The following is a 17,436-nucleotide window of genomic DNA, read 5'->3' as shown; positions in this document are numbered from 1 at the left end:
GATATGTCATATTCTATCAATCCCAAATTTTGAAAACAATACAGAAGGAAGAAATTGTTTTTTCATCCTGTCAATTTGTTTTTCTTCGTAAAAAAGAACCCTTTATGCAAGGGTCCCATGTCAATCTTATTTCATATACGTATTCACCAGCTCGTAACAGCGCTCTTTCGTCTGTTTGGCAAGCTCTTCCGTTTGGACGACTCGGGATAATGAACCGCCGCCCTCCTCATCATATCGTTTCTGGGCCGCAGCATCCCTATCCTTTATCCATTGGCGCTGTTTCCCTTTTAATGCCGCCATGCCTGAAGCAGAAAGCTGATTTTGCAGCACACCGTATATCTCGTTCAGCAATCCGTCCCACATTTGATAATTATAACCGTAATCCTCAATCATCTGATAATCACTTTGATAGTCATTGTGCTTTTCTTTCTTTTCTGCCGCAGACAATTTGGCAGCATAATCTGCTTTTGTGTTTCTCTTTTCCTGCTCACTGCTCTGTGTATCCGCGTTATCTGATGACTCGGTTTCCTCAGCCGTTTGAACTTTTTCTTGCTCCGGAGCCTCAGTCTCGTCTTCATTATCACTCACTATACTGGTATCCTTTGAGCTGATCGCCGCCTGTCTTTCCCCATTTGAACTTTTCACATTGAAAAGATAAGCTGTTCCGCCGGCAGCCTTCGATTCATAGGACTTCACAAATTCCGCCGTTTCACCGTTTCTAGACAGAATCGTTTTCGCTTCTTCTTTTGTCAGCTTGATATCATCCCCTTGAAGCGACTTGCTGTCCCATTTGTTGATCTTCCAATCGACATCTTCCTTCACCAATTCAAACGTCCATAACGTGCCCATGTTGTTTAATTCTGTTGCCGGATCTATTGATGAAGCCTCTATCTTATTCTTGTTCTGTTTATATGTAAAACGCACATCGAAATCAGTGCCCGGTTGAAAAGGAGCATCACACTCGCAAAAGTACTCTCCGGCCAAATCCTTTAAGGTCTGATCTGCAAACGTTTCTGTTGCATAAGGCAGCACACTAGGCCGTAGCTTGTTGAAATCCGCCTTGTTTGCCGTGCTCCAGCCGTTTTCCTTTCCCGCTTTATCAAATGCATTGAAGATCGAATCTATATCGTTTTTCAAAGCTGATTTTACTTCCTGCTCCGTCAGCTTCGCAACGCTCGCCTTCTTCACGGCTTGCTTTTCTTGATCCTTATCAGAAGATCCGCTATTAGAACACGCCGATAATAGGAATAGTATCGATAAAAGCATCGCACCTAATTTATAACTCATTGTCTCTCTCACCCTTCTGCTCTCTCATGGTAGCTTTTTAATTTTATAGGTCTTTTGTCAGTTTGTACATTTCATTTTTACAGAAGCAGAAAGAGAGTGAAATGAGCTTACTCAACCACAACAAAATCCTGCACCTTCACCTGTTCCTCAGGCAAATCAAACTGATAAAGCATCTCCTTAGAATGGATATCAAACACACCCACATACCCGCCGATGCCCTTTTTATGCCTGGGCGACAATATACAATAGATTCCCCTTAAACTTCGCCTCCATATAAGGGAAGTTCAAGCTGTATGTGTGAAAAGAAAAATCCTTCAAAAATTCCAACCAGTTCGCCTCACCCTCTTTGTCCTCGTACGTAACGTAAAAACTGCCGCTTTCTTTGTCATAGTATACGGTATCAGCGTATTTAAGATCATCTGGATACGGAATATATGTCGTTTTCCATGCCCCTTTTTCAATCACAGTCAGTTCATGCTCCGAACTAGCGACAATAAATTCCTCCGATTCTGCGAATTGATCAGCGTACGAGGCTAAGCTCAGGGTCTCAATCATTTCCTCTGTTTTTCTGTCAATCACGTAAATAGCCATGCTTTGAATAATATAAATATAGTTCTCATCACTGGCTCCCATCGTGACAAGCGAAGGCAAGGTAAGGCTATATTCCTTTTTCATTTTTTTATCATTTATGTGGATCTCATTCCCCGTCGTATCAACATTATAGGCCTTAACAGAGACATCCTTCCCCTCATACCAAAACGCAAATGGATCTGACAGCGGATGCTCTTTGATCGCCTCCTTCTCCAGCGTGTAGTAAAAAGGCTCGTGTTCCGCCAATAATACAAGGTCTGTTGATGCATAAGATTTCGTTTGAATATAAGGCACATCCGCCACCTTAAACATGCGCCTGTTAAACCGTTCGCCTGTAGAGGTTGAGAGCAGCACGCTTTCTTTTATAAAAGGATTGGAATAAATAAAAAAGATGCGGTCTTCTTCGGGGTGGATGGCGGAAGATTGGACAGTAATACTGTCTTTATTGCGTAACTGAACAAACAGTATGATGCATACCATTAACCCTAATAAACCAAATGTAATCCATTTTTTCTTCATCACCATGCTCCTTAAAAAATAATATAGAATACAAACTTCCAAAAAATGTGTAGCGACAATACATTTCGACCATGTTTCTGCCAATCCCTCCACGAATAAAGACACATGCCAAATGACTCATTTTTCCATCAAAACACGTTCTCACCCCCACCCTTATCCCGCCCCGTGGTAAAATTTTGATATTGAGTGAACAAAAGAAGGGAAATGGTCATGAAAGTATTTGAAGCGAAAACACTGCTTTCGGAAGCGACAGACCGTGCAAAAGAGTACAAAGAACTAAGAACGCAAATGGTCAACTTGAGAAAAACGTTAAAAAGCGTCGCTGATCTCAGTGACAGCGAATTCTCAGGAAAAGGCGCCAGCAACATCAAAGCATTCTATCACGACCACGTCGGCGTCACAGACCAGTGGATCGACTACATCGACATGAAAATCGCATTTTTCAACAGCATCGCCGGAGCCGCCGAAGACAAAGGCCTCTCTGACGCATACATCGAAGAATCCTTCCTGGAGCACGAACTGGCAAATGCAAATAAAAAATCAAAATCCATCATGTCCGAACAGAAAAAAGCGATGAAAGACATCTTAAACGATATCGACGACATCCTCCGGCTCGACCTGTTTTCAACAGAAACCTTCAAAGATGAGCTTGCGGATGCCAATGACAAACGCAAAAAAACACTGGAAAAATTGGACGCCTTGGACGAAGACCTGAAAACAGAATACGCCCTGTCAGAACCAAACGAACAATTCATCAAATCCGACTTCCAAAAGCTCCAAGAAGCAACGGGCAAAGGCAAAAATGCCACACCCATCCACTACAACGCCAAGGCGTACCGTGAGAGTGACATACATAAGAAAAAAGGCGACATTGAAAAGCGGACGGATGCTTACTTGAAGATTAAGAAAGAGGAAGCGAAGGAACGCGAGATTGAGAAATTGAAGAAAAAGCTTGCGGATGGGGTATCTGACCCTGATGAATATTTAGAAATTGCGAAGAAGATTGGGTATGAGAACCTTGAGCCTGCACAGTTACAGTATGTGGTGCAGCTTGAGCAAGCAAAACAGCTCGAAGAAGTTGGTGAAACCACATGGGAAGTTCTGAAAGGAGTTGGAGTCGGTCTCTACGATGTCGCTAAGGATACTGTGACTGGTGTTAAAGATTTAGCTGTCGGGGCGTGGGAGTTTTCCCAGCTCTCCGAAGAACAAAAATTAGCCAAAACAATTTCAACTGTATTGAAGACACCTTCCTATGCAAAAATCATATGGACAAACATAGCAGATTCATGGAATGATAAAATGGTTAACGGTGATGCATACTCACGATCTCATTATATTACCTATGTGGTCGGGAGCCTCGTCGGACTAAAAGGTGCTGGCTCTGTTGCGAAAGTAACAAGTAAACTTGGTAAAGCAGGTGCTGCCAAAGTCGATAAAGTGCTTGAAGCTGGAGAAAAAGCTACTACTAAACATGTAAAGACAGGAATCCGGAAAACAAAAGATTTCAGCAGTGCTTTAAAAGGTAAAAATCAAGTCGCTTTTGCAGGGATTGCTCAGGATATTGAGAATACGCATAATGTAAAGAATACATCGCTTCTGAAAAAAGAAATTGAAGAACAGAAATCAAATGCCTTACAAAAAACTGAAAGAAAAACACAGAACATAAAGAAACCTAGAAAAACAATAATTCCTACAGTAAAAAGTGGTGAATTTAATAATTGGTTCAACTCATTAACAACGAAGCAACTTGATGAGCTTTGGACAGATAAGAAAATTAGAAGAGCAATTGAAAGACAATTGAGAGCACCCGGCGGCATGCACGAATGGCATTTAGTTTCTCGGGCCCCTACTTTCAAACATTGGGGAGTTACAGCTGAACAAATTAGAGATTTAAGAACTGCCATAAACAAAGTCGAGTTTGTGAATCCAGTTGGTAAACACGGAGGATTGGGTTCAACCGCTGCTCATAATGAATTGCTAGGAATTATTGATTCATCCTTAAACTATAATATGTTTGTCCGAAGATTAAACAATTGGGCAAACTATAGGCTAAAAGGTGGAGCGGCAGCCCTGCCAGAAGGATTAAGGATTAAATAATAGGAGGTTAATATGGAACGTCAAAATTTCGTATCATTGTGGATCGGAAGTATAAATGATGATGAATCATTAAGTAAATATGTTGAATTAGATTACAATGAAGATGAAGGTGATTTTATCCCTTCCCAATTTTTAATTGATTTTGATATAGATATCGATGAATTAGATGAAGATTTTATAGAAAAAGTTGCACATGAAAAAAATTGTAATAATTTATCTGAACTAATTGGCGGCTGTTCGTACGATAGTGTCATCTTACCTCGATTTGAGAACATAGTAGGTACCGCAATTCCTGAACAAATCAATGCTGCTGTTCTTTTGTATAATTTTGAATATGACGGCAGGGAGAAAGAAATAAACGCAAAAAACTATACATTTAAATTTATTGGTGCAGTACCCTATGTTTAAGTAAAAAATTCTAAATAAAAATAAAGCCCTCTTACTTGAGGGCTTTATTTTTATCTCATCTCACTTTATAAAAGGAGCATCACCTTGACAGTAAGAAAAGAATTAATAAAACAAATAATTTAACAATCACTGTAATAAAAACAATAAATCAAAAGAATCCAACTCCAATGGTGAAAAACATATTAAAAAGATATGAAGAGGCAAAAGAATTTATCAAACATTCAACAGAGGAACAATTCGAAGAAGACCTCTCTAAAGTTAGAAATAAACTAGACACTTTGACAAGAGCATACCTAGAATCAGCTAGCGACTACATGAATCCCATGCTCAGAGAAATACATAAAACTGAAAAGCTCTTAAAAAGTATGATGAAACTGGTAAGTCATAATCACCGCAATCTAAAATTCAAAAATTGAGATTGCACTAACCCACACAAAACCAAATATAACACCAAAACACCCAAACTCCCTTTTGCGGACAGCACCGAAAACTTTTTTTGCGGTCTCTCAACCCCTTCCTATTAAATTTCTGTATTGATAAAATTTACATAATTAGTGAGAAGAGGAAGGGTGAGCAGTTTGGGCACGATTTCGTCTCCGCACGTTGGGATAAAAATTAATGAATGGAACCGGCATATTCAAAAGTTTAATGTGACAGATGCTGAAATGCTTAAAGCTGAGATCGAACGGGACATTGACATCATGGAAGAAGACCAAGACCTCTTGATTTACTATCAGCTCATTGCATTTCGCCATCAGCTTATGATTGACTATGTGATTCCATCTGAAGGAAACCAAATGGAGTTATCAGAATGTTTAAAGAGAATTGAAGGCAGCAACAGGAAGATGGAGAAGCTCGTTGAATACTACTATTACTTTTTTCAAGGAATGTATGAATTCAAAGAGGGCAATTTCTTAAGTGCCATTACATTCTATCAAAAAGCGGAAAATACAATTCCTTATATTTCGGATGAAATCGAGCGGGCGGAATTTTATTTTAAAATGGCTGAAGTGTTTTATCATATGAAACAAACCCACGTATCCATGCACTATTCTTCTCAGGCGTATAACATCTATAAAACACACGACCTTTACTCAGTCCGCCGCATACAATGCCATTTTGTGATCGCAGGAAACTACGACGATTTAGAAAGTCATGAAAAGGCGCTCCCTCACCTTGAACAGGCACTAAAAGGCGCACGACTGCTTGAAAGCAAAAACAAACGGATTTACGGCCAAGCTTTATTCAATATCGGAAATTGTTATCTTAAAATGGGCGAATTGACGAAAGCAGCAAAATACATGGAGAATTCGATACTCCAATTTAAAAAATCAAATTTCAACAACTTGACACAAGCTTACCACGATTTAGCCTTAATTTATTTTCTTCAACATAAACAAGAACAGGCAATGGATTGTTTCAGAAAAGGCGTACGCTTCGCATGTAAATTCGGCGATGACCTATTTAAAATTATGTTTGAAGGATTGCAGGCGCTGTTTATCAAAAAAGGAGAAGCTTCCATTTTATTAAATGTTTTCAACAAATTAGAGACATCCCAAGGGTATCCTTATATGGAAGAGTTGGCATTATTAGCCGCAAAGTTTTATACTGAAATTGGGCAGATGGATGATTCTGTTATCTGTTTCAAAAAGATGGTTCATGCCCGCAAACAAATTCAGAGAGGGGATTGTTTGTATGAAATTTAAACTGACTTTGTGCGCTGTAATTGTTTTGATCGGTGTAAGCTTTATCAGTTCTTCCTTAGGAAATGAAGTAAACGTAGCATCCAGAAACATGACAAGCAAAGCTGCAAACGATTCAACGAACTCCCTAGCAGACAAAGCCATCTTTGACAAGGAAATGACTATTTCAGAAAACGGAACGCTTGGGTAAGACAGACGCAGCTTAGGCTGTGTCTCTTTTTCTGAAGAAATAGGTGACAAGGTGATAGAATGTTGATGTTCAAGATGCTGATCAACTTCTGCTTGAAATCCACAAAACGATGACCTCACTTGAGTGGCATATATCTAAAATTAGTGATCTAACTATAAAATTATTCAAGAAAAACCATGAAGTTTAGCCTTTCCATTTAGAACAATCAAAAAAGGCAACAACACCCAAGGGTTAGTTGCCTTCTCTAAATTCCAGCACAGCCACACACTCCACATGATTCGTATGCGGAAACATATCCACAGGCTGCACTTCGCGCGTCTCATACCCGCCATCCTCAAGCACCCGCAAATCCCTTGCAAGCGTTCCAGGATTACAGGACACATACACTACCCGCTTCGGTTTCATCTCCACAATTGTCCGCAGGAGGGCTTCGTCGCAGCCTTTTCTTGGCGGGTCTACGACTAGCGTATCGGCCGTGATGCCTTCTTCATACCACTTTGGAATCACGGTTTCCGCTTCCCCGACCGCGAACTCTGCGTTTGTGATGCCGTTTAATTCAGCGTTGCGTTTGGCATCCTCAATTGCCTCCGGTACAATTTCTACGCCGTACACTTTTTTCGCCTGCTTTGCCAGGAAGAGAGAAATCGTTCCGATGCCGCAGTAGGCGTCGATGACGGTTTCTTCCCCTTGAAGCTCAGCATACTCAAGCGCTTTGTCGTAGAGCACTTTTGTCTGCTCCGGGTTGACCTGATAAAACGATCTTGCGGAGATGGCGAATTTGACGTCTCCGATGAGGTCGTAGATGTATTCTTCGCCCCAGATGACGTTTGTTTCGTTGCCAAAAATGACGTTTGTTTTGTTTGGGTTGATGTTTTGCACGATGGATTTGACGTGCAGGAATTGCGCTGTGATGTCTTCGATGATCTTCGCTTTGTGCGGAAAATCGTTCGTTCTTGTGATGAAGACGATCATCATTTCTCCCGTTACCACACCGTATCTGACCATGATGTGTCGGAGCCAGCCTTTGTGGCGTTCTTCGTTGTAGGCTTTGACACCGTAGTTTGCGCAAATGTCTTTGACGGCTTGGACGGCTTCGTCGTTTTTGGATTGCTGGATCAGGCAGGCGCTCATATCGATGATGTCATGGCTTCTTTGCTGATAAAATCCGGCGACGAGTCCGCCTTCCCGTTCTCCTACCGGCACCTGTGCTTTGTTTCTGTAGTTCCAAGGGTCTTCCATGCCGAGTGTCGGGTGCACGGTGACTTTTGAAAGGTCCAGCTTGCCGATGCGTTCTAAGACGTCTTTGACTTGTTTCTGTTTAAACAAGAGCTGGCCTTCATAGGTCATGTGCTGAAGCTGACAGCCTCCGCATTGCTTGTAAATCGGGCATGGGGCGTCCGTTCTATGCGGGCTTTCTTCCTTCAGCTCAATCAGGCGGCCGAAGGCGAACCCTTTTTTGACACGTGTGACTTTGATTTGGGCTTTTTCCTCCGGCAGGGCGTTCGGCACGAAGATCGGAAAGCCTTGGACCTTTGCGACGCCCGCTCCTTCATGTGTCAAATCCTCAAATGTCACGTCGTAGTATTCGTTTTTTTCTACTGGGGGTTTCATTTTCATCTATAATCACCTCTAGTTTTAAGCGAAAGAAAAACTTGGCCTATTCAAGCCAAGTTTCAGCGTGTAGGCAAACCTTCGCATTCGTTGTCAGGCCTGTGCTTCGGTGCTCACGTAAAAAGACCAGCGGCTAAAAACTAGAGCGTCCTGCTCAAACGCCGCTGTCACCGCATCCTGCGGAAGTACGCTCCAATGCTCGTCCTTCCTAGACTTCAAAGGTTTTCAATCACGCTGAAAAGATGACAAAATCCTAAAACGAAAACTGTTTTAGGATTTTGTCAACATTCTGAGCTTGGCTTACAAAGCCAAGTTTTAGTCATCCAGCTGTTCCGCTTTCTCCTTCGGCATGACGACGTGAATGTGCCGGTACAGATTCACGAATTCGCCCGGCAGCATGCCGCCGTACTCGCCGTCCAGGTTCAGCTGCATCTTTTCTGATACATTGACTTTCACGCGGTTCGCTTTTGTATAAATAATGTGCTGGTCGTTGATGTGTTCACCGCGAAGTGCCATCGTGGCGACCCTGATAAATTCAGCAAGGTTTGCTTTCTTTAGTATCATCAAATCAAACATGCCGTCATTCAGGCTGGAATCCGGCGCGAGTTTTTCGAACCCGCCGACGGAGTTTGTCAGCGTGACCAAAAACAGCATGATTTCACCCTGAAACAGCTTGCCGTCATATTCAATCTCGACTTCTGTCGGACGAAGTGAAGGCAGCATTTCCATTCCTTTTAAATAATAAGCAAGCTGGCCTAGCATTGTTTTGAGTTTGCTTGGCACGTCGTACGTCAGCTCCGTCAGACGGCCTCCTCCGGCGATATTGATAAAATACTGGCCGTTGACCTGTCCGATATCAATCGGGCGGGCAACGCCGTTAATGACAGTATCTGCCGCTTTTAAAATATCCTCGCGCGGAATGCCGAGCGCTCTGGCGAAGTCGTTCGTTGTGCCGACAGGAATCACGCCGAGTGTCGGACGGTTGTCTAAAGGCGCAAGCCCGTTGACGACCTCGTTGATCGTTCCGTCTCCGCCTGCCGCAATGATCAGGTCAAACTCACGCAATGCCGCTTCCTTGGCAGCGTGTGTAGCGTCTCCTGCGCATGTCGTTGCATGGGTGGAGGTTTCATAGCCGGCTTGTTCAAATTTTTGCAGGACCTGGGCAAGATGCTTTTTAAAGATCTCCCGTCCTGAAGTCGGATTGTATATTATGCGTGCACGTTTCATTATCTCATCATCCTACTTAAGAGTATCCGATCCATTTTTACACTAACAACCTTTAATTATACTATGAGTTAAAAAAATCGCAACAAAATGTACATAATCTTACAGGTGAAAACGCACAAAAGCCTCAGCAGAGCTGAGGCTTTTTGTTTTTTACTCTTCTTCTGTTCCCGGTTTTTTCTTGCGGAACTTCGCCAATACTTCATATACGATTGGCACGATCAAGAGCGTCAGAAGCGTTGAACTGATCAAACCGCCGATAACCGTGACGCCGAGTCCTTTTGAAATGACCTGGCTTCCGCCTTCGAAGCCGAGGGCTAATGGAATCAAGGCACCGATTGTCGCAATGGCTGTCATCAGGATCGGACGGAGTCGTGTAGAGCCGGCTTCCAAGAGCGCTTCTCTCGTAGACAGGCCTTCCGCTTCCTTATGAATCACGCGGTCAATTAAGACAATCGCATTCGTGACAACGATACCGATCAGCATGAGCATACCGATCATTGCGTTCAGACTGATCGTTTCACCTGATACGTAAAGTCCGACCAGGGCACCGATGACTGTGAACGGCAATGAGAACAGAATCGCAAATGGCGCTAGTGCTCCGCCGAAGGTAATCACGAGCACAAGGTAAACGATCGCTATTGCTGCCAGCATCGCTAAACCGAGCTTCGTGAAGGAATCAGCGATATCCGCTGATACGCCGCCTGTGTCAATCGATACGTTATCAGGGTGGTCTAGCTTATCAATTTTCTTCTGGATAGCAGCTGATACGGCTGTGACGTTGTCAGAGGTAACCTCACCTGTGACATCTGCATAGACTTTTCCGTCACGTTTTGACACGGTATCTGATGTTGATCCTTCCTTCACTTTTGCCACATCGCCGATTTTGACTTCCTGGCCAGTCGCGGAAGTGATCTTTTTATTCTCTAAATCTTTCACACTCTTATACTCGTCTTTTTCTGTCTTAATGTTCACATCAAGCTCTTTGCCGTCTTTTTTCACTGTTGTGAGCGGTTCTTGTGATGTTTGTGACATTAAGGCCTGAGAAATTTGAGACGCAGTTAAACCGAGTTTGCTTAGTTTTTCTTGGTCAGCGACAAATGTGTACTCATCATATGTGCTGGAAAGGCCTGAGTTTACGTTTTTCAGATCCTTTTCATCTTTCATGATTTTTTCAATGTCTTTGACCGTGTCTTTAATATCGTTTTCAGAATCGCCATACACATAGTATGTTAATTCGTTGTTATTGCCTGAAGAGCTGAAGTCCTGTGACTTCCATTCTCCGCGGTCAGATTGCTTTTGGATTTCCTTCAGAACGTTATCTTTTTCTTTATCAAAGTCAGGTGTGTCGCTTTCATATTTGATATAGAATAACGCACCGTTAGAATCTCCTCCGGCAAGCGGGCTGCCAGAGCCTAATGAATACTGAACCGTATCGACATGCTTGCGGTCAAGCAGGATTTTTTCCGCTTTTTCAGCTTCATTTTCGGCTTCTTTTTTCGTTTCACCCGGTTCTGGGCTGTATGTGAGCTGCATCGTTTTTTCTTCCTCGGACGGCAGGTAGCTGGCACCGATTAGCGGTACAAGGAACAAGCTTCCAAGGAGCATCAGAACAGCGATGATAGACGTGATCCATTTGTGGCTCAGCGCCCAGTTCAATACTTTTTTATAGATGTTTGCAAGTCTGCCAGGTTTGTGTTCTTTCGCTTTAATCGGCGCGCCCGTTAATGATTTTTTGAACAGGCTGTGTGCGAGCATCGGCACAAGCGTGATTGAAATCACCAGGGATGCGGCAAGCGCAAAAACAATCGTTAAAGCAAACGGAATAAACAACTCACCGATTTGTCCGCCTACAAGTGCGAGCGGCAGGAATACCGCAATTGTCACAATCGTTGATGACATGATCGGTTTAAACATTTCCTTCGTCGCTTCACGAACCAATGCTTTTCCGCGGAGCGGCTCATCTTTGAGTCTCATTCGGCGATAAATGTTCTCGATCACAACGATGGAGTCATCGACTACACGTCCAATAGCAACGGTCATTGCGCCGAGCGTCATAATATTCAATGTGATATCAAGCTGCTGCAGCACAAGGAGTGCGATCAGCAATGATAATGGAATTGAAACAACAGAAATTAATGTTGATTTGATATCTCTTAGGAATAAGAGAATAATCACAATCGCAAAAATAGCACCGAAGATGGCTTTGCTTAACATCGTGTCAACTGACTGTGTGATCGGCTCCGCCATGTCGAGAGTTGCGCTGTAATTGAAGCCTTTATGGTCTTCTTTGAACTTCTTCAGCTCAGCTTTGACATTGTCGGCAACCTCTACCGTATTCGCATCATTTGCTTTGACGATGTTGATGCCGATGCTGTCTTTGCCATTTGTGCGTGAAACGGATTCAGCTTTTTTCACATCTTTAATTGTAGCAACGTCAGAAAGCTTGACCGTCGGCACTGCTGTGCTTGCGCTTTGCTGCGCCTGTGCTGCCGCTTGTGCGCTTTGGGCTGCCTGTGCACTCTGCGCCGCCGCTTGAGATGCTGCGCTGCTGCCTGCACTTGAAGCTGATGCCGTCGGGATTCTCATATTCTTCAAATCTTTAATTGTTTCAATATCGCCGCTGACGACGACAGATTTTTCTTCATTTCCGAATGTGTACAATCCAAGCGGAGTTGTCACATCTGAACCTTGAATCACTTTCTTCACAGTATCTTCATCAAGGCCGTATTCCTTCAGTTTGTCTTCTTTGAAAGAGAATTCAACCTCTTCCACCTGCTGGCCCGATACTTGGACGGACGCAACGCCTTCTATGCCTTCAAGCTTAGAAACAAGGCTGTCCTCCACTTGTTTCGTCAGCTCTTGCAGGTTATCTTTATCACTGGACACGCTCAGCGTCAGAATCGGGAATGAGTTCAAGCTGTAGCGTGAAATCTCCGGATCCTTCGCGTCATCAGGCAGGTTGACGTTTTCTAACGCTTCAGCTGCTTCTGTTTTCGCTTTGTCCATATCTTTCTCATAATCATATTCAATCATGACCGACGATGCGTTTTCATAGGACGTCGAAGTCACAACACTGACACCGTCCAAGTTCTGCACGGCTTGTTCAACCGGTTTGGTCACTTCATCAGCCACTTGGCTTGGTGTCGCACCCGGATATGTCGTGCTGATCGTCAAGTAAGGCATGTTCACGTCAGGAATAGACTCTTGCTTCATATTCATACCCGCATACAAGCCGGCTGCCGTTACAATAATCGTCATCAGCCATACGGCGAATTTGTTTTTCAGAACGAAATTAATAACGTGATTCATCATATCCTCCATTACATTTTTTATTGACTGACTGGTCATTCTATATAATACTAAACGTTATAACGCAACAACGTCAACTCATATACCAGAAAATTTTACTAAATTTTTCAAGGATTAAGGGGAAGCACGTCATGAATGAAAAAAAAGAGAGAATCATAAAAACCAGCATTCGTTTATTTGCGAAAAAAGGATTCGCAGCTACGACGATCCAAGAAATCGCCAGTGAATGCGGCATTTCGAAGGGCGCTTTTTATTTGCACTTCAAATCGAAAGAAGCGCTGCTGTTATCTGCCTGTGAATATTATATCGGTATGTCTATGAACAAAATGAAAAATATAGAAGAAGATCTCGCCGGAAAGCCCCCTAAGGAAGTGTTAAAAAAGCAAATTGGCGCTCAATTTGAGGATTTTCGCGATCATAAAGATTTTATCGTTCTTTTGCTTACCGAAAATATCATTCCGGAAAATCAAGAAATCAAGCAATACTTTTACAAAGTAACCATGGAGACGGATAAGCTGTACCGGAACGCCTTGCTGGTATCCTATGGCGAAGGAATCGAGCGGTATGTCGCAGATCTGTCCATCATGGCAAGAGGCATTGTGCATTCCTATATGAACGTGATGGTATTTAACGGTGAGCTTAATATCGATGCAGAAGAAATCTCAGCCTTTATTATTGAGAGACTGAATGATCTTGTACAGGGGCTGAGCCGTTCTGCACTCAATCCGATTGTATCAAAAGACATTTTCAACCCGATGCCTGCGGGAAAAGACCAGCTGCTTGAGGACATTCAGAAAGTGAAAGAAAACAGCACGCTGCCCGAGGATATCACCGTGTCACTTGATGTTATCGAGGAAGAATTGACTCAGGATAAACCGCGCAAGCCGATTATTAAAGGCATGCTGTCCAATTTGACCGGAACCAACGACAAAGAAGTTGAAAGGCTTCGGGCCCTCATCTCTGTCTTTATCTCAATTTGACCATAAAAAAAGCAGCCTCTAAGGGCTGCTTTTTTATTAGCGTTTTTTAATTTCTTCAAGCAGAATTTTGTTGACCATCGGCGGGTTGGCTTGTCCTTTGGACGCTTTCATAATCTGTCCGACTAGGAAGCCGATCGCGCGGTCTTTTCCGTTTTTAAAGTCTTCGATTGATTGAGGATTGTTGTCAAGCGCCTCAGTGACAAGCTTCAGAAGCACGCCTTCGTCAGAAATCTGAACAAGGCCTTTCTCTTTCACAATCTTCTCAGCGTCGCCGCCTTTTTCAATCAATTCTTTAAACACTTTCTTCGCGATCTTAGAAGAAATGGTTCCTTTTTCAATCAATTTGATCATGCCGGCAAGGCCTTCAGGTGTCAGGGCAACATCGGCAAGCTCTTTTTGCTCAGCGTTTAGGTAAGCTGACACTTCACCCATCAGCCAGTTAGACGCTTGTTTGGCTTCAGCGCCTTTTTGAACGGTTTCTTCGAAGAAATCAGCCATTTCTTTTGTCAGCGTCAGAACCATCGCGTCATATGCAGGCAAGCCAAGCTCTTCGATATAACGCTTGCGGCGCTCATCCGGAAGCTCAGGAATGCTTGCTTTTACGCGTTCCTTCCATTCATCATCAATGTAGAGCTCGACTAGATCCGGCTCTGGGAAGTAACGGTAGTCGTCAGATCCCTCTTTGACACGCATAAGAATGGTTTTCTTCGTTGCTTCATCATAACGGCGAGTTTCTTGCTGGATGACGCCGCCGGAAAGAAGAACCTGCTCCTGGCGTTTTTCTTCATGCTCAAGGCCTTTTTGAACAAACGCAAAGGAGTTCAAGTTTTTTAATTCTGTTTTTGTGCCGAATTCCTCTTGGCCGATCGGACGAAGAGAGATATTGGCGTCACAGCGAAGTGAGCCTTCTTCCATTTTACAGTCAGAAACGCCTGTATACTGGATGATGGATTTCAGCTTTTCAAGATACGCGTACGCTTCTTCCGGCGTGCGGATATCCGGCTCTGATACGATCTCAACAAGCGGCGTTCCTTGGCGGTTGAAGTCAACAAGAGAATAGCCGTCGCCTGTGTGTGTCAGTTTTCCGGCATCTTCTTCAAGGTGAAGGCGCGTGATGCCGATGCGTTTTGTTTTTCCGCCGACTTCAATTTCGATCCAGCCGTTTTCGCCGATTGGCTTATCAAATTGAGAAATCTGATACGCTTTCGGGTTGTCAGGATAGAAATAGTTTTTGCGGTCAAACTTCGTATCCGTTGCGATCTCACAGTTGAGCGCCATAGCGGCTTTCATTGCGAATTCAACGGCTTCTTTGTTCAGAACAGGCAGGACGCCCGGATATCCGAGGTCAATAACGCTTGTCTGCGTATTCGCCTCCGCGCCGAATGGCGTTGGAGAGCTTGAGAAAATTTTTGATTTTGTTTTTAACTCAACGTGGACTTCAAGTCCGATTACCGTTTCAAAGTTCAATTCTTTTCACCCCTTACAGTTCAGGTTTTGCTTTATGATGGTCTGTCGCTTGTTCAAATGCATGAGCAACGCGGTATACAGTGCTTTCATCAAAGTGTTTTCCGATGATTTGCAGGCCGAGCGGAAGTCCGTCTGCTAATCCGCATGGCACGCTGATTCCCGGTACGCCGGCAAGGTTGACCGGAATCGTTAAGATATCGTTTGCGTACATTGTGAGCGGATCCTTCGTGTTTTCACCGATTTTAAACGCAGGTGTCGGTGTAGTCGGTCCAACAATAACATCATATTTTTCAAATACGTCCTCGAAATCCTTCTTAATCAACGTACGCACTTTTTGCGCTTTTTTGTAGTACGCATCGTAGTAGCCTGAGCTTAAAGCAAACGTTCCGAGCATGATGCGGCGTTTGACTTCATTTCCGAAACCTTCAGCGCGCGTTTGCTTGTAAAGGTCGATCAGGTTATCCGCGTTGTCTGTGCGGTAGCCGTAACGGATGCCGTCAAAGCGTGCAAGGTTCGCTGACGCTTCAGAAGATGACAGCAGGTAATATGTCGCAAGCGCGTATTTACTGTGCGGAAGAGACACTTCTTCCCATGTAGCGCCGAGACCTTCAAGGACTTTCAGCGCTGCCAGGACAGATTCTCTCGCTTCTTTGCCGACACCTTCACCAAGGTATTCTTTCGGAACGGCGATTTTCAGTCCTTTGATGTCGCCAGTTAATGAAGAAAGAAAATCAGGCACGTCCACATTTGCACTCGTGGAGTCCATTTTGTCTACGCCGGAAATCGCTTGAAGTAAAAACGCGTTATCCTCAACCGTACGTGTAATCGGCCCGATTTGGTCTAATGAAGACGCAAATGCGACCAGACCGTAACGAGATACACGTCCGTATGTAGGTTTTAATCCGACAACGCCGCAGAAAGATGCCGGCTGACGGATGGAGCCGCCTGTGTCAGATCCAAGAGAAAACGGAACTTCTCCCGCAGCAACCGCAGCCGCAGATCCGCCGCTTGAACCGCCGGGAACTGTTTCTAAGTTCCAAGGGTTTTTCGTCAGCTTGTAAGCTGAGTTTTCGGTAGATGATCCCATGGCGAATTCGTCCATGTTCAGTTTTCCGATTGTGACCGCTTCAGCGTCTTGAAGGCGCTGAACGACAGTAGCGTCATAGATCGGATCAAAGTTTTCGAGAATTTTGCTGGAGCATGTTGTGCGCAGCCCTTTTGTTACGATATTATCTTTTACGCCGATCGGCATACCGAAAAGAAGACCGTGCTCAGAACGCCCGTCAACCGCCTCATCAAGCTCCTTCGCGTATGCGCGCGCTCTTTCTTCATCTAATGCCAAAAAGGCTTGTACCTTATCATCAACCGCTTGGATGCGTTTATAAGATTCGTCAACCAGATCAGAAATCTTAATCTCTTTTTTATGTATGAGCTGTTTTAATTCTGTGATTTTATGATCAAATAATGACATTCTTGTGTCCCTCCTTTAGTCCAGAATTGATGGCACACGAATATAGCCGTCTTTATGGTCAGGCGCATTTTTCATGACATCCTCAACCGGAAGACCTTTACCCGCTTCATCTTCTCTCATGACATTTTTCATTTTCAGCACGTGAGTTGTAGGCTCCACATTGTCTGTGTTAACCTCATTAAGCTCCTCGGCAAATGAAATGATACTGTCGAGCTGTTCAGTGAACATTTTTGCTTCTTCTTCAGTAATTGCAAGTCTTGCAAGGTGCGCAACGTGCTTTACTTCTTCTATTGAAATTCGTGACATATGATCCACCTCCACATATTTCTCCGTTAAGTCATATAATACTGATCATATCAAAAACAAGCCCTTTAAAGCAACAAAACGCCTTGAGACAGGCCTGTGTTTTCGAAACAATACCCTATATATTTTATACTAAAATGAGGAGAAGGAGAAACGAAATATTTTTCTGAATATTTTTACTTTAATTATTTCTTGAAAGCGTTTTATTCTTTATTCCCTTCTAGGTTTGCAACGGTTTTCCCCGCTCATGATCAAGGTTTCATCGCTTGAATG

The 17,436-nt window shown here is 43.6% G+C and carries 11 protein-coding genes and 3 pseudogenes; 6 read left to right on the top strand and 8 right to left on the bottom strand.

Going from position 1 to position 17,436, the window contains the following annotated elements; translation table 11 throughout:
• Positions 1-126: 126 nt before the first annotated feature.
• Both NSQ16_RS03660 and NSQ16_RS03655 read right to left on the bottom strand, forming a co-directional pair.
• Positions 127-1,287, bottom strand: coding sequence for a lysozyme inhibitor LprI family protein (locus NSQ16_RS03660; protein WP_327838048.1), 1,161 nt, complete (start codon positions 1,285-1,287; stop codon positions 127-129).
• A 107-nt stretch (positions 1,288-1,394) separates the two neighbouring features.
• Positions 1,395-2,397: pseudogene (locus NSQ16_RS03655) on the bottom strand (hypothetical protein).
• A gap of 210 nt (positions 2,398-2,607) precedes the next feature.
• On the opposite strand from NSQ16_RS03655, the gene NSQ16_RS03650 reads away from it, so the two are divergent.
• The 5 genes and pseudogenes from NSQ16_RS03650 (at position 2,608) to NSQ16_RS03630 (ending at position 6,795) form a co-directional block, all read left to right on the top strand.
• Positions 2,608-4,494 (top strand): T7SS effector LXG polymorphic toxin, encoded by a 1,887-nt coding sequence (locus NSQ16_RS03650; protein ID WP_230488049.1) that lies wholly within the window; start codon positions 2,608-2,610, stop codon positions 4,492-4,494.
• Positions 4,495-4,506: 12 nt separating this feature from the next.
• Complete coding sequence (locus tag NSQ16_RS03645; protein ID WP_048655144.1) at positions 4,507-4,902, top strand: immunity 22 family protein; 396 nt, start codon at positions 4,507-4,509, stop codon at positions 4,900-4,902.
• A gap of 84 nt (positions 4,903-4,986) precedes the next feature.
• Positions 4,987-5,290, top strand: a pseudogene (locus tag NSQ16_RS03640) (hypothetical protein).
• A 190-nt stretch (positions 5,291-5,480) separates the two neighbouring features.
• Positions 5,481-6,608 (top strand): tetratricopeptide repeat protein, encoded by a 1,128-nt coding sequence (locus NSQ16_RS03635; RefSeq protein WP_230488087.1) that lies wholly within the window; start codon positions 5,481-5,483, stop codon positions 6,606-6,608.
• The gene (locus NSQ16_RS03630; protein ID WP_230488048.1) at positions 6,598-6,795 is read left to right on the top strand and encodes a hypothetical protein; all 198 of its coding nucleotides are present in this window, start codon (positions 6,598-6,600) and stop codon (positions 6,793-6,795) included. The genes NSQ16_RS03635 and NSQ16_RS03630 overlap by 11 nt, the downstream gene beginning before the upstream one ends.
• A gap of 231 nt (positions 6,796-7,026) precedes the next feature.
• Here the strand turns inward: NSQ16_RS03630 and rlmD are convergent, their stop codons facing one another.
• From rlmD to srfP, 3 genes are all read right to left on the bottom strand, one after another.
• On the bottom strand, positions 7,027-8,412 hold the full coding sequence (gene rlmD / locus NSQ16_RS03625; RefSeq protein ID WP_230488047.1) for a 23S rRNA (uracil(1939)-C(5))-methyltransferase RlmD: 1,386 nt from the start codon (positions 8,410-8,412) through the stop codon (positions 7,027-7,029).
• A gap of 309 nt (positions 8,413-8,721) precedes the next feature.
• Entirely contained in the window at positions 8,722-9,633 is a 912-nt protein-coding gene (locus NSQ16_RS03620) for a diacylglycerol kinase (protein ID WP_003233894.1), read from the bottom strand.
• Positions 9,634-9,783: 150 nt separating this feature from the next.
• A complete protein-coding gene (gene srfP / locus NSQ16_RS03615) occupies positions 9,784-12,942 on the bottom strand; it encodes a surfactin resistance protein SrfP (protein ID WP_230488046.1) in 3,159 nt (1,052 codons plus the stop codon).
• A 131-nt stretch (positions 12,943-13,073) separates the two neighbouring features.
• On the opposite strand from srfP, the pseudogene NSQ16_RS03610 reads away from it, so the two are divergent.
• Positions 13,074-13,944: pseudogene (locus tag NSQ16_RS03610) on the top strand (TetR/AcrR family transcriptional regulator).
• A 14-nt stretch (positions 13,945-13,958) separates the two neighbouring features.
• Here the strand turns inward: NSQ16_RS03610 and gatB are convergent.
• The 3 genes from gatB to gatC are packed head-to-tail and all read right to left on the bottom strand — an operon-like array spanning position 13,959 to position 17,166.
• Positions 13,959-15,389 (bottom strand): Asp-tRNA(Asn)/Glu-tRNA(Gln) amidotransferase subunit GatB, encoded by a 1,431-nt coding sequence (gene gatB / locus NSQ16_RS03605; RefSeq protein WP_003219444.1) that lies wholly within the window; start codon positions 15,387-15,389, stop codon positions 13,959-13,961.
• Between the two features lie 13 nt (positions 15,390-15,402).
• A complete protein-coding gene (gatA, locus tag NSQ16_RS03600; RefSeq protein WP_003233901.1) occupies positions 15,403-16,860 on the bottom strand; it encodes an Asp-tRNA(Asn)/Glu-tRNA(Gln) amidotransferase subunit GatA in 1,458 nt (485 codons plus the stop codon).
• 15 nt (positions 16,861-16,875) lie between these two features.
• The gene (gene gatC / locus NSQ16_RS03595; protein ID WP_003219442.1) at positions 16,876-17,166 is read right to left on the bottom strand and encodes an Asp-tRNA(Asn)/Glu-tRNA(Gln) amidotransferase subunit GatC; all 291 of its coding nucleotides are present in this window, start codon (positions 17,164-17,166) and stop codon (positions 16,876-16,878) included.
• Between the last annotated feature and the right edge of the window lie 270 nt (positions 17,167-17,436).

This window comes from Bacillus sp. PS108 (genome assembly GCF_037963335.1).
In the GTDB taxonomy this organism is placed as follows: domain Bacteria; phylum Bacillota; class Bacilli; order Bacillales; family Bacillaceae; genus Bacillus; species Bacillus subtilis.
The sequence above is the reverse complement of the archived record's forward strand: the minus strand, read 5'-3'. Positions and strand labels throughout refer to the sequence as shown.